Below are 13901 nucleotides of genomic sequence, written 5' to 3'. Positions count from 1 at the left end.
CTGGGCGAGGCGGACGACGTCCTGGTGCAAGGCGCACGGAGTACAGTAATGGCGGATGAATGGGATTCTCCGGGCGTGGAACACATCCGCACCGGACTGAGTGCGGAACGCCTCAGCGCGGCGTTTCAGGACAATCTTCACTACGTTCTGGGGCGTCCGCTGGAACTGTCCTCGGCCGAGCAGCGCTACCAGGCCTTGGCACTATCGGTCCGCGACCGGCTGATGCAACGCTGGGTCAAGCAAGTCGAATTGCAAAACCGTACCGGGATTCGGGACGTCGCCTATCTGTCGGCCGAGTTCCTGGTCGGGCCCCATCTGGGTAACACCCTGCTCAATCTTGGTATCACTGAAGACGCCCGCGCCGCCATGGCGGGTCTCGGCATCGAACTGGATGGGTTGATCGGGTTGGAGGAAGAACCCGGTCTCGGGAATGGTGGCCTGGGCCGACTGGCCGCCTGCTATCTGGATTCGCTCGCGACGCTAGGCTATCCGGCAACGGGTTACGGCATTCGCTATGAATTCGGCATTTTCGATCAGGTCATTCGGGACGGATGGCAATGTGAGACCACCGATAAGTGGCTGCGCCACGGCAATGTCTGGGAGATCGCACGGCCGGAGTTTGCCCAAGTCGTCAAACTCGGCGGGCACACCGAATCCTATACCGGTGACAAGGGTGCGTATCGGGTGCGTTGGGTGCCGGGGCGGGTCGTCGTCGGAATCCCCTACGACACGCCGATACTCGGCTACCGTGTCGGCACCTGCGCCTTGCTACGTCTGTGGAGTGCCGAAGCCGCTCAGTCGTTCGATTTCTCGGACTTCAATCGCGGCGATTATTACGGTGCGGTTGAAGACAAGATCGCGTCGGAGACCATCTCGAAAGTACTTTACCCGAACGATGAGTTGTTCGAGGGCAAGCGGCTGCGACTGGAACAGCAGTATTTCTTCGTCTGCTGCTCCATCAAGGACATGATCCGTCTATGTCAGCGGCGGGGGCTGCCGCTGGAACGCTTCCACGAGATGCACCGGATCCAGTTGAACGACACTCACCCATCCGTCGCCGTCGCCGAGCTGATGCGGCAGTTGGTCGATAAGCACGAGTTCGAATGGGATGACGCCTGGAGCATCACCCGGCAGGCAATCTCTTATACCAATCACACGCTGCTGCCGGAGGCACTCGAAAAATGGCCTTTAGCGTTGTTTTCCTCGGTGCTGCCCCGTCATGCCGAGATCATCCTTGAGGTCAACCGGCGGTTCCTGGACGAGGTCCGGCAGCGCTATCCCGGCGATGAGGGCAAGGTCGCGCGCCTGTCGATCATCGACGAATCCGGCGAGAGATACATCCGCATGGCCAATCTGGCGGTCGTTGGCAGCCACGCCGTAAACGGTGTCGCCGAGTTGCACTCGGCACTGGTCAAGTCACAACTGTTCAGCGATTTCCATCAGATGGACCCCGGCCGGTTCACGAACGTGACGAATGGCGTGACACCGCGGCGCTTCGTCGCGCTCAGCAATCCCGGTCTGGCGCGCCTGATCGATGACACCATCGGCACCGGCTGGCTGACCGACATGAGCCGGCTGCGTGAGCTCGAAGGCCACGCCGGCGACGCGGCATTGCAAGAGGCGTGGCGGAGCGTCAAGCAGGACAACAAGAAGCGCCTGGCCCGGATCATCCAGGCGCGCACCGGCGTGACGGTCGACCCCGCCTCGCTGTTCGACATCCAGGTCAAGCGCCTCCACGAATACAAGCGTCAACACCTGAATGTCCTGAACATCATCACGCTGTATCAGCGGCTCAAGCATGACGGTCAGGTGTCGATGATGCCCCGCACCTTCCTGTTCGGCGGCAAGGCCGCGCCCGGCTATTACATGGCCAAACTGATTATCAAGCTGATCAATTCGGTCGCCGAGGTCGTCAATACCGATCCGGAGGTCCAGGGCCGGATCAAGGTCGTGTTCCTGCCCGATTACAACGTCAAGCACGCCCAGAACATCTACCCGGCGGCCGATCTGTCGGAACAGATTTCCACCGCCGGCAAGGAGGCTTCCGGGACCGGCAACATGAAGTTCTCGATGAACGGTGCGCTGACCATCGGCACGCTGGATGGCGCCAATGTCGAGATCCGGGAGGAAGTCGGTGCCGAAAACTTCTTCCTGTTCGGTCTGACCGCCGAGCAAGTGCAGCAGCTCAAGGCCTCCGGCTACAACCCGATGGACTACTACCACGGTGACCCCGAACTCAAGGGCGTAATCGACCTGATCAACAGCGGCCACTTTTCGCACGGCGACACCCAGTTGTTCCGGCCGCTGACGGACCATCTGCTGCAGCATGACGACTATCTGCTGCTGGCCGACTACCGCGCTTATGTCGACTGCCAGCAGCAGGTCGACCACGCCTTCCGCGACCCGGCCCACTGGACGCGCATGTCGATCCTGAACGTTGCCCGCATGGGCAAGTTCTCCTCGGACCGGGCGATTCGGGAATACGCCGACCGGATCTGGCAGATCCAGCCGCTGGGGCGGCAGATCGGGGTACAATCGTAGCCGTGGTGTGCTTCGACGGTAAGCAGTTTTACCCCGGGCCAGAGCAGATTTTCGGTCCGGTTACGATGGAAGGGGGATGACGGGTGGTGGCCAAGCGGTCAGTCTCGAGCGGGGGTCACTACCGCATTGCCAAGGGGAGTCCGGAGTCTATTGGCACCCTGTGCAAAGAGCAGGGTGTCAATTTCTGTCTGTTCAGTCGCTATGCAAGCGCGGTCGAGCTGCTCTTGTATCGGGCCGCGGGTGATCTGGAGCCGTTTCAGATCGTCCCGTTGAATCCAGGCGAGCACCGGACCTTTTTTTTGTGGCATGTGTTCGTCGAGGCACTGCCAGTTGGTACGTTTTACACGTGGCGTGTGCATGGTCCCAACGACACCGCCGCGACCGGGCGGCGCTTCAACCCCAGAAAGGAACTCCTGAGCCCAGCTGCCGAGGCCGTGACCGATGTGCTCTGGGACCGCCTCCGAGCCCAGGATCCGGAGGACGAGAGCCGCACCTCCATGCGGGCCGTCGTCGCGGACCGCTCGTTCGACTGGCAAGGGGATCAACGTCGCGGTGGTACCCTCGAAGGCGCGGTCATCTACGAAGTCCACGTCGGCGCGCTGACGCGGCACCCGTCTTCGGGAGTGCAACATCCCGGAACCTTTGCCGGACTCATCGAAAAAATTCCCTATCTGCAGGAGCTTGGCATCACCCACGTCGAACTGCTGCCCGTCATGGCGTTCGACGAACAGGATGCGCCGCCGAATGTGCTCGCGCGCGGCCTGCGCAATTTTTGGGGCTACAGTACCCACAGCTTCTATAGCCCGCATCCGCGCTATTGCGTAACCCCGGAACTCGGTACTCACCCGTCCGAGTTCAAGCTCCTCGTCCGCGAGCTGCACAAGGCCGGGATCGGCGTGATCCTTGACGTCGTGTTCAATCACACGGCGGAGGGTGGAGCCGACGGTCCGACCATCAACTTCAAAGGACTGGCCAACGAACTGTTCTATCACCTCGATGCTGAAGACCGGAGCCGTTACCGCGACTACACGGGGTGTGGTAACACGGTCAACTGCAACCACCCGCTGGTCACCTGGTACATCGTCCGCTGCCTGGAGTACTGGGTCGAGGAAATGCACGTCGATGGATTCCGTTTCGACCTTGCCAGCGTGTTCACGCGCGGCGAGGACGGAGTGCCGATGGCGAATCCGCCATTGCCATGGAGCATCGCCTTCTCGCGGCTACTGGCCGATGTGCCGCTGATCGCCGAGGCCTGGGATGCCTCCGGTCTCTATCATGTCGGTTCGTTTCCTGGGATGCGCTGGGCGGAATGGAACGGTCGTTATCGGGACGTGATTCGCCGCTTCGTGCGGGGTGATCCGGGTTTGATCGGCGATGTGGCGAGCTGCGTCAGCGGCAGCAGCGACTTGTATGCCGATGACTTGAGACCGCCGGTCAGCGGTATCAACTTCGTGACCTGCCACGATGGCTTCACCCTGTACGATCTGGTTAGCTACAACGGCAAACACAACCTCGCCAACGGTGAAGACAATCGGGATGGCTGTGAGCATAACCTCAGCTGGAACTGCGGTATTGAGGGCGATACGGAAGATCCGGAAATCGTGTCGCTACGTCACCGGCAAGCGAGGAATTTCATTGGCATCCTGATGCTGAGCCTCGGCGTGCCGATGTTGCTGTCGGGTGATGAGGTGCTGCGCAGCCAGAAAGGCAACAATAACGGCTGGTGTCAGGATAATGAGTTGTCCTGGTTCGACTGGCAGCGCGTCACGAGGGAGCCGGGTATGCTGCGCTTCGTGAAGCAGATCATACGGCTGCGGCGGCGTCATCGCAGTTTGACGCGAAACAGCTTTCTGACCGGTAAGCCGGTGGCCGGTCGTGATGTCCCTGACGTAGCCTGGCACGGCACGCGTCTCCAGGAGCCGGCCTGGGCCGATCCCACGGCCCGGCTGCTGGCCTATACCCTGGCGGGAATTGGGGAGCAGGAAGAAGATCTGCACATCATCTTCAACATGTGTGAGGCTCAGCGCGACGTCGAGTTGCCGGTCATCCTCGGGCGAGTTTGGCATCTTGCCGTCGACACGGCGCGGGATTCTCCGGACGACATCTTGGAACCTTCCGTCCAAAAGCCTTACCGCAGGGCAGTATATCCGGCCGGGCCCCGCAGTGTGGTCGTGCTGGAGGCCCGTTGAACGAGTCCGGAACGATGCGAACCGCGGACGGTGATCATGGCTTGGTGCTTGTCATCAACTGCGGTAGTTCGTCGATCAAGTACCAGTTGCTGCGGATGCCGCAAGGCGAATTTGTTGCCGGGGGAGTGGTCGAGCGGATCGGCGAGACGGCGCCGGTGATCAAACATCGGGACCTCTCTTCGGCCGGCGCTTCCGAAGCGCCGCACATAGCCGAGATCGATGCCGCAGATCATCGTGAGGCGTTCCATCACATTGATATGGCGTTGCGTGCGTCGCCGGGCTTCGAGGGCGTCGAGGGACTCGTCGCCATTGGTCATCGCGTCGTGCATGGCGGTGAGTCGTTCTCCGCGCCGACGCTGATCACGCCGACGGTAATTGGGTCGATCCGCGCTCTCAGTTCGCTCGCGCCGCTCCATAATCCACCGAATCTGGTTGGGATCCGGGTCTGTCGGGAGCGGTTTCCCACGCTTCCCCAGGTGGCCGTCTTCGATACGGCATTTCATCAGACGATGCCCCCGCATGCCTACCGCTACGCCATTCCGGAGGATTGGTACGAACGCGATGGCATCCGGCGGTATGGTTTCCATGGCAGCTCACACCAGTATGTTGCCGAACAGGCGGCCGTTTACCTCGGAAGGCCGATCGAAGATCTGCACCTGATCACGCTACACCTGGGGAACGGTGCCAGTGCAGCGGCCATCGCTGGTGGCCGCTGCATCGATACCTCCATGGGTTTCACGCCGTTGGAAGGGCTGGTCATGGGGACGCGTAGCGGTGATCTGGATCCCGCGATCGCACTCTATATGCAGAAAGTCCGGGAGCTACGGCCGGAGGACATTGATCGCCTGCTGAATCGCGAATCCGGACTCCGCGGCTTATGCGGGTCGAATGACATGCGCGACCTGCTGGCGCGCAGCGAAGCCGGGGATGAAGACGCTCGGCTGGCGATCGACCTGTATTGTTACCGCGTGAAGAAGTATATCGGTGCCTATGCCGCAGCGCTCGGATCGCTCGATGCAGTGGTGTTCACTGGAGGAGTCGGCGAGAACGCGCCGGCAATTCGTCTTCAGATCTGCGAGGGACTGGACATTCTGGGTCTCGGGCTCGACGTGCAACGGAACGATGCCGTGTCTGGCAGCGCCTTCGAAATCGGCCGTAGCGAACTGACGGTTAAGGTCCTGGTCGTCCGGACCAACGAGGAGTTGCAAATCGCGCGGGAAGCGATGCGGGTGGTCGCGCCGAGCGCGTCATGACACGCGGACAAACGAGCGACATCTGACGTCGCTGTTTCCGCCTGCCGCTGAGCGGCGGCTCCCATCCCGGCTACGCCTGGCGCTCGGCGGGTACATCGGTTCTGGCTGCGGCATGCGCTGGTTCGGCGCCGCAGCGAGTGGGCGGTACTGAGCCGGTGGAGCCGGTGCTCCCCCAATTTTGCGTTGACACACGCTACTGATGATCCGTCTTCGCTTGCCTTCCAATGCCGATTGAAACCTCAGTCCCACCTGCAGGTGTCATGAGCGCTCTTTGCGATGCGCCACTCCCGGCCTTTGAGCCATCTTCAGATAAACTGCGCCAGAGGGACGCTCGAATGCCGGCGCCTCTTTTCGAAGTTCCCGGTAGCGTCAGGCGGGCCGAAGGCCGCCTGACGGGTCCTGTGACTCAGCGCTTGGCGCCTCGGGCTCTGGAGCCGAATCTCCTTGGACCTTGCGGGCTGGCGGGCGACAATCTGATCGACGGGCGGCGTACCACCTTCATATCAACGAGCGCAAGCCGCCGAGAGGGGGCTCAAACGATCATTCCACTCGGCTTGTATGGCTTCTGTTAGAATCCTGAAGAAGACGCCGAGCCGGGAGTGCACGCTAAGGGGCGTCTTGTGGGATGGCGGCACCGGCGGTTCAGTGTCGGGTGGCCCAGGTCGCCGACGAACGTGGAGGATTCCTTGGGCACAGATCCGCTTTTCCGGCCGAGAGGACACTACGAGCAGGTACCGACGCGAACGGTACTCATCCTGGAATATGGTAGTAATCCGAGCACGGATTACTACATCAAGCCGCGAGTCGCTTCACTAGATGCGGCGGTAGTCAAGACCGTGGATATGCAGGCCACGCGTCCCGAATCAGTCACGATACCCGATCAGACATTCGTTGTGATTGTGCGCTATTTGACTTCGAGTTGGGGCCGGCATTTGGTGCGAGCAAAACCCAGATTGACCGGTGTAGCCTATTTCTTGGATGACGATCTGGCATCGGTACAGCAGGTTCCGGGCTTACCCCTGAGGTATCGGTACAAGATTCTGCGGTTATTCCAGGCGCAACGCGGCCTGCTTTCATCGCTTTGCAGTCGGATCTGGGTGTCTACGATATACCTTGCCGAGAGGTATGGATTACCTGCATCTGCGGTGCTTGATCCGCGACCTATCGTCAACGAGAGAGAATGTATGAAGCCGATTACCTATTTCTATGCAGGTACGGCTTCGCATTGGAGGGAGTTCGTCTGGCTGAGAGAGCTTGTCAAGTCCTTGCAGGAGAGTTCGGCTGAGTTGACTTTTGTAACTTTTGGTGGTGGGAAGATCCGCAAGCTATTTCAGGAATTCCCAAGAGTTCTTTGCCTCCATCCAGTGCCATGGCGAACGTTTGTTGAGTCGCTTTCGGTAATGCAATTGGATATCGGACTGGCTCCATTAGTCGATGGCAAGTTCAATAGTGGGCGCTCGCACACGAAGTTCTATGACATTACCCGATTGGGTGCGGTTGGCATATACGCCAACACAGATCCCTACGCTAATTTTGTTCGCGAGGGAACGGATGGGGTCCTGGTAGATAACGAGATCGATTCTTGGCGTCTTGCTATCCTCGATTTGGCCTCTTCCGCGGAACGGCGCAGGTTAATGCGACAGAATGCGCGCGCCAGGGTCTCGGCGCTTGCCTCTGATGTTCAGAACCTGCTTATCTGACCTTAGGCAAGCTCTCCTCGCCGAGGATCATTGGTGAAAAACTTGGAGTTGAAGCAGCGCGGCGGCTCGCGGTGCGCTTCGTCGCTTGGGGCTGACAAGCGTCGCCCGGTGGTGATAGATTAGTGCCGCGCTGAAGCTGAAATGGTCGACGCCAATCATTTGTTTTAGGTACGAGGTGCCCGCTTGCAACACAGAACCTCCTGGCAGATTCAGAAGGCCGTGTTGTCCGCGCTGTTGCTCCGCGAGCTAAAGTCCAGGTTTGGCCGCCATCGGGTAGGGGTTTTACGTGTTCTCGTTGAGCCTCTATTGCATTTAACTGGCATAATGCTTATTTTCTGGTTTATTAGGGATCGTGGCCAGATAATCATTGACGTGCCGGTGTTTTTGTTGGTCGGGTTGGTTCCGTTTCTTCTTTTCAAGAATACAGCCCTGCGTACCATGGATGGATTTAGGACTGAGAAGGGGGTTCTGGTCTATCGCCAAGTGAAGCCTCTCGACATTTTTTTGTCTCGTATCATCATCGAATTTACAATTGCAGTATGGTCATACGTGACGATTTTGGTTGTTCTTGGGTGGTGGGGCTACGATATTGTCCCGGCCAACCCGCTGGCCTTAATGGCCCTTTTGGTAGGTGTGATTCCGCTGGGCTTCGGTTTAGGGCTCCTGCTTCATGTGATGTGCCGAATAGCCCCGGAGATGCGGATTTTCGTCCGTCTGGCCTTTATGCCACTTTATTTTCTTTCTGGAATAATACATCCTCTCTACATTGTGCCAAAAACCGTTGCGGACTTTCTTTTATGGAACCCGGTGCTTCGTATAGTAGAGTTGTCGAGGCAGAGTTTCTTTGAAAACTATCCCATGCCGTATACGGTAGGCAGTTTCTACGTGGTGATGGTAACCATTGGAATTTTTTTTGTGGGGCTAAGAGCCTTTCGAGTGCGCACGCAGTCGCTTGAAGCATGATCGAGATCAGAAATGTCACCAAGTCCTATTTGACCAACGCTGGCCGTCATTTCGTTTTCCGCAATCTCAGCTTCACATTTAATGGTGACAAGAATATTGCCCTGCTGGGCGCTAATGGTGCTGGAAAGTCGACGTTAATACGAATGTTGGGTGGGGTCGAGGCCCCGGATACCGGTTCGATCTTTACGGGCGGCAAACGTTTGTCCTGGCCGGTGAATTTTGCCAGCACGGCGCAGGCGACGCTATCGGGGCGAGACACCGTTAAATTCGTCTGTCGTATCCTGGGTGTTGAAGGCGGGCTTAGAGACCAGAAGTTAACCTTCGTCAATGAGTTTGCGGCACTCGGAAAGGCTTTCGACAAAGCGGTGAAGACCTATTCGAGTGGGATGCGGTCTCGCTTGGTATTCGCGATGACCATGGCCTTCGACTTTGATTACTATCTGATAGACGAGGTGACTGCAGTTGGGGATACGGCGTTCAAAGAAAAAAGCCGCGCGATCCTCCGGGAGAAAATGAAGTCCGCGAATATCCTGCTCGTTTCGCACAACATGAAAATGGTGAGGGAGTTTTGCGACGAGGTGGTGCTTCTGCGGGAGGGTGTTCTGGCTGCATATGTGAACCTGGAAGAGGGCATTCGGGCCTATCAAGGGCCGGCCTATCGTGCACCGCAAAATCGCAGTGCATCTGGTGCTCTCCGTGTGCGAAAGGTTCTCGCGGGCGCTTCGATATACCCTGGCGAGGCGGGTTCGGGGAGGGCAGTTCAGCCGAGATGGGAGGTCGCGGTTACCCGGGAGGGTAGTGCTGCCAACGAGCCGGAGCCGGGTGCGAACGACGTTCGGCGGCAAGGGATGGACGGGGAGTCGGCCAGCCGGACGCGCGGGAGGGAGAGGCGCCGTGCGAAGAACTCTGCGCGGTTGGAGTCAGCGTCGATCGGGCGCTCCCAACCGGGCTTGGCGGCAGATCGGGTCGTCAGGCCGGCTTCAGCGGCCCTTGTGGTGTCCCCGGGCCCACCGAATGGGCCGGCCGAACTCGCTGGCGTTGCCAAGGGTGACCTGGCCGGGCGGTCGGCCGTAGCGCGAGGAGGCCTCACCGGCACCATCCCGCGGAAAGGCCGAAAGGACCGTCGGCGTGGGCAAGGTCAAGTCGGTGTCCCCGTCGCCAAGCCGGCGGGCACGATGAGCGCCGGGAACGCTCCCGCCTCTGGGGTGAGGAAAGGTCTAGGTCGTGGCGCTGGCGATGCGCGTGGGACGACGGCCGCGGAGGGGCGCCGCCGGCCGCAGTCGCACGTTGCCATTGACGAACACCGCCGACAAGAAGTTGCGCACGATGCCGGCGTCAGGCGCGGCAGGAAGTTGCCCGCGACTGAGGGGCCAACTCGGGGTGACGCTCGTGGTCAGGGGGCGGACAGGGAGCCGCAGACCGTGGCTACGGCTTCCGCGACAGCAGGCTCGGGGACCGCGCAGGGGAATGGAACCTCCGGGACCGCACAAGAAGCAGTCGCGCGGACTCGGAACGCCCGAGGCCGCCTCGGAGCCTCCGAGTCCAAGGCGAGATCACCCGCCGCGAGTCGGGAGGCTGGTTCTTCGCCGGACGGGACACGCCGAAGCAGGCCCGGGAGAACGCGAGGGACGGGTGCCAACCATGCCGCGAACCTTGCTGCGAGGCAACTAGCTCGAGATGGGGAAGGTCTTGTTCAGGCAGTGGAGGGGCTGGCGGATAAGCCGAGGCGGCGCCGAAATGCGTTCAGTGGAAATGCCCGACGGCCGAGGGAAGCGAACGGGGAAGGCAGTGTTCTCGTAGTCGGCGAACCGGAAGCGAGGCCGGGCGATATTCGGCCTAGCGAGCGCGCGGAAACGCCTGGGCAGCTCTCGAAGAGCGGGAATACCGCCGCGCTGTCACGAGAAGATGCGGGTGCGAGGAAGCGACTGCGGGAGAAGCGGGCAGGGGATGAAGCTGAACGCCGGCGGGTTGCAGTGGTAAGCGAGGCGTTCCGGCTTCCAGAGGGGCGTGATCTGCAGCCGAAATCGGCTACCAATGGCTCGCGGTCCGCGCGCATCCGAAAGAACCCGAAGGTCAAGGGATTGCCAACGGGTGACGGACGGCAACCCTAAAGGCAGACACAGAAGAACCGAGATTCCGATCGCACGTTATGCAACTGAAGTACCCCAGTCGCCTGTCCGTCCTACTTATTTGGCTGCCAATGTCCGCTGCTGCGATCTACTACGCGTTCATTGCCGCAGACCGTTATGTCAGCGAATCCATCATCACGGTGCGCGAAGCCAAGGATAGCGCACCTTTACCTCAGTCATTAGGGGTTTCCCTGGCTGGTGTTTCGGCATCCTCTGCAAACGCCGAGGTTTTGTATCTGACGGAATACATCCTCTCCCTCGATATGTTGAACCATTTGGACGAGAAGCTGGGGTTACGTCATCTGTATGAGCGCGATACATGGGACCTCCCATACAAGCTGTTCCCCGGAACGAGTCAGGAGTGGTTCCTATGGTATTACCGTAACCGGGTGTCGGTGACGCTCGACAGTGTGACGTCGCTGCTCAATATTTCGGTTGAGGGCTTTACTGCACAGGATGCTCAAAGAATAAACCAAGAGCTTCTCGCGGAGAGCGAGCGGTTCGTCAACGAGATTTCACACCAGATGGCGCGTGAGGAAATGGAGTTTACCGAGACCCAGGTGGAGCGCGTGAGGGAGCGTTACTTCGCTGCGAAGCAGAAGCTGATCGAGTTCCAGAACCGCAATCGCCTGTTTGATCCGGTAGCGCAGGCGCAAGCAAAGGCGGGTCTGACGAACGAACTGGAGTCGATGCTGGCGAGGGATGAGGCCGAGTTGAAGAACGAGTTGACCTACCTGAACGACAAGTCGTTTCAGGTCATCGCAAGAAAGAATCGGATCAAGGCCACCTCGGCGCAGTTGGATGAGGAGCGGCGGCGCCTTGCGTCGACTGAAGGCGAACGTTTGGCCGGGCTGGCCGCGGACTTTCAGAATTTGACCCTGGATGCTGGATTCGCCGAGGAGGCTTATCGGGCCAGTCTTCAGACCCTGGAGAAGGTCCGAATGGACACAAGCCAGGAGCTTAAGCATTTGATTGTTATAGCATCACCCACTCTGCCGCAGATAGCACAGTACCCTCGACGGGTGTATGATCTGGCGACTTTATGCGTGGTCTGCTTTGTCGTTTATGGGATTGCACGACTGGTTGTTGCCTCCGTAGAGGACCATCATGATTGAACCGGGTTCGCTGATAATGCCGAAACATTTCCGATGCCCCCGCTTTCCATTCGGCATACCCGGCGCTGTCGGTGAATGGAGTATGGCCGTGCTCGGGCTGACGATGGCGCTTTGGGTTCCTGGCGTTTGGGCACAGGGCTCTCCAGTGCAGGCGTCCCAGGCGATACAGAATCTCAGCTCGCAGGGTGGCGGTTCATCGTCCGGCGGTGGTGCCGGGGCGTTTCTGTCTCCGGAGGTTTCCACCGCTCCGTCGGCGACTCCATCGACATCGACCGCGCCGTCCGCTTTGTTCAGCCGGTTTCTGGGGCCGCTCGCGCCAATCAATTCCCCCGAACCCTCGGGCGGATTGCCGCCAGCGGCGGCCGTCCAGATGACTGCCCCGCTTGCGCGCCCGCAGGTTTTCGGTAGCAATATGTTCAACGGCCGCTTCAAGGCCGAGCAGTTCACCGGTTTCAATCCCGAGTACCAGATGCACGTGGGGGATCAGATCGCGCTCCGCATGTGGGGGGCTTTTACGTTCGAATCAACCGTCACCGTAGATCCCCAGGGAAATATCTTCATCCCGAATGTCGGGCCAGTGCATGTGCTCGGTGTGCGGAACGGGGAGTTGAATCGCCATGTGGAGGCCAATGTACGCCGGGTTTATCGCGCCAATGTGGGCGTCTACGCGTCAACGACCGCCGCGCAGCAGGTGAAGGTGTATGTGACGGGCTTCGTGACTCAACCGGGTTTGTACGCAGGGCTGTCATCCGATTCAGTACTGTATTTTTTGGATGCCGCTGGCGGGATCGATCTCGCACGCGGTAGCTTCCACGACGTGAGGGTACTCCGCGGCGGACGGGTGCGTGCGGCCTTTGATCTCTATGATTTCTTGCTCGATGGCAGGATAGATCCGTTGCAGTTGGTTGACGGCGACACCATCGTCGTTGGACAACGGAAATACAGTATCAGTGTGGCGGGCGAAGTTATGAATCCATTCCAGTTCGAACTGGTCCGTCCCGAGATCAACGCATCCTCCCTATTGACGGTTGCCCGACCAAAACCGAGCGCGACCCATCTGAGTATCGTACGCAAGGAGGGGCCCAAACTGCGCAGTGAATACCACGCGCTCGCAGATCTAGGAAATGTCGTGATACAGGATGGGGATGAGGTCAACTTCACGTCGGATAAATACCCAGGAACTATCCTCGTCAGAATCGAAGGGGCTAACCTCGGCCAACATGCGCTGGTTCTGCCTTATGGCGCTCGTCTGAGAGACGCCTTTGCGAAAACTAAACCCGCCGCTCAGGCGAATGCGGCAGCTGTGCAGTTGTTTCGTCGATCGGTTGCTGTACGACAGAAAGAAATGCTGGACAAGTCACTACAAACGCTTCAGGCGATGGTGCTGACTCCCCGTTCCTCAACGCAGGAAGAGTCCGTCCTGCGCGAGAAGGACGCGCAGTTAGCGCTGCAGTACATCGCGCGGGCGAAAGATATCCAGCCTATCGGCCAGATCGTTCTCGGTCCCAAGCAGGACGTGCCAAACGTTCTCCTTGAGGATGGTGATATCATCCGGATCCCCGAGGCCACGAATCTCGTAATGGTGCATGGCGAGGTCGTTTTCCCCACGGCATTGGTATTTGCCGCGAATACCTCAGTCGATGATTATGTCGAACAGGCAGGGGGGTACACGCAGAATGCCGATAATTCCCGCATTGTCGTCGTGCATCAGGATGGTACATTTTCGGAGGGAGACGGTAGCGATATTCGGGCAGGAGATGAAATCATGGTGCTGCCCAAAGTGGACACGAAGAACTGGGAGTTCGCACGTACCATCGCCCAGATCCTGTTCTATCTAGGCGTTGCAGCGCGTGTGGTGCTCTAGCCTAATGGCGCAGGTCACCGCGCTGGCTGCAATGGCATTTTCGCCATGGCGACTGGCTTTTATAGGCCTGGGGTCCTTGGATTTCGGAGCGTCGATGAACAACTATGCCTCGACAAGTGAGCCTGTAGCGAGGTTTCAGGGCAGTCA

Annotated in this window: 8 protein-coding genes; all 8 read left to right on the top strand. The window is 59.3% G+C overall.

The features are described 5' to 3' along the window. The first annotated feature begins 48 nt into the window (after positions 1-48). The 8 genes from BWR02_RS14640 to BWR02_RS14605 all read left to right on the top strand — a co-directional run bounded on the left by BWR02_RS14640 (position 49) and on the right by BWR02_RS14605 (position 13754). Positions 49-2541: a glycogen/starch/alpha-glucan phosphorylase gene (locus BWR02_RS14640; protein ID WP_139558677.1), complete on the top strand. Its 2493-nt coding sequence runs from the start codon at positions 49-51 to the stop codon at positions 2539-2541. A gap of 86 nt (positions 2542-2627) precedes the next feature. Beyond that, the gene (gene glgX / locus BWR02_RS14635; RefSeq protein ID WP_236102270.1) at positions 2628-4730 is read left to right on the top strand and encodes a glycogen debranching protein GlgX; all 2103 of its coding nucleotides are present in this window, start codon (positions 2628-2630) and stop codon (positions 4728-4730) included. Positions 4731-4744: 14 nt separating this feature from the next. Further along, the gene (locus BWR02_RS14630; protein ID WP_139558676.1) at positions 4745-5983 is read left to right on the top strand and encodes an acetate/propionate family kinase; all 1239 of its coding nucleotides are present in this window, start codon (positions 4745-4747) and stop codon (positions 5981-5983) included. Between the two features lie 686 nt (positions 5984-6669). Further along, positions 6670-7683, top strand: a complete 1014-nt coding sequence (locus BWR02_RS14625; protein WP_139558675.1) for a glycosyltransferase family protein — start codon at positions 6670-6672, stop codon at positions 7681-7683. A 183-nt stretch (positions 7684-7866) separates the two neighbouring features. Further along, a complete protein-coding gene (locus BWR02_RS14620) occupies positions 7867-8646 on the top strand; it encodes an ABC transporter permease (RefSeq protein WP_139558674.1) in 780 nt (259 codons plus the stop codon). Then, positions 8643-10757 (top strand): ATP-binding cassette domain-containing protein, encoded by a 2115-nt coding sequence (locus BWR02_RS21685; protein ID WP_139558673.1) that lies wholly within the window; start codon positions 8643-8645, stop codon positions 10755-10757. The genes BWR02_RS14620 and BWR02_RS21685 overlap by 4 nt, the downstream gene beginning before the upstream one ends. Before the next feature lie 38 nt (positions 10758-10795). Further along, complete coding sequence (locus tag BWR02_RS14610) at positions 10796-11890, top strand: KpsE/RkpR family capsule polysaccharide export protein (RefSeq protein ID WP_139558672.1); 1095 nt, start codon at positions 10796-10798, stop codon at positions 11888-11890. Then, the gene (locus BWR02_RS14605) at positions 11883-13754 is read left to right on the top strand and encodes a polysaccharide biosynthesis/export family protein (protein ID WP_201276278.1); all 1872 of its coding nucleotides are present in this window, start codon (positions 11883-11885) and stop codon (positions 13752-13754) included. The genes BWR02_RS14610 and BWR02_RS14605 overlap by 8 nt, the downstream gene beginning before the upstream one ends. The last annotated feature ends 147 nt before the right edge of the window (positions 13755-13901 follow it).

The sequence above is a fragment of the Methylotetracoccus oryzae genome, assembly GCF_006175985.1.
In the GTDB taxonomy this organism is placed as follows: Bacteria; Pseudomonadota; Gammaproteobacteria; order Methylococcales; family Methylococcaceae; genus Methylotetracoccus; species Methylotetracoccus oryzae.
This window is presented reverse-complemented; position numbering and strand designations above follow the sequence as displayed.

Bases quoted from the DNA above. Each gene is read 5' to 3' on its own strand.
- BWR02_RS14640 (WP_139558677.1), top strand. From the start codon at position 49: ATGGCGGATGAATGGGATTCTCCGGGCGTGGAACACATCCGCACCGGA.
- BWR02_RS14630 (WP_139558676.1), top strand. From the start codon at position 4,745: ATGCGAACCGCGGACGGTGATCATGGCTTGGTGCTTGTCATCAACTGC.
- BWR02_RS21685 (WP_139558673.1), top strand. From the start codon at position 8,643: ATGATCGAGATCAGAAATGTCACCAAGTCCTATTTGACCAACGCTGGC.
- BWR02_RS14610 (WP_139558672.1), top strand. From the start codon at position 10,796: ATGCAACTGAAGTACCCCAGTCGCCTGTCCGTCCTACTTATTTGGCTG.
- BWR02_RS14605 (WP_201276278.1), top strand. From the start codon at position 11,883: ATGATTGAACCGGGTTCGCTGATAATGCCGAAACATTTCCGATGCCCC.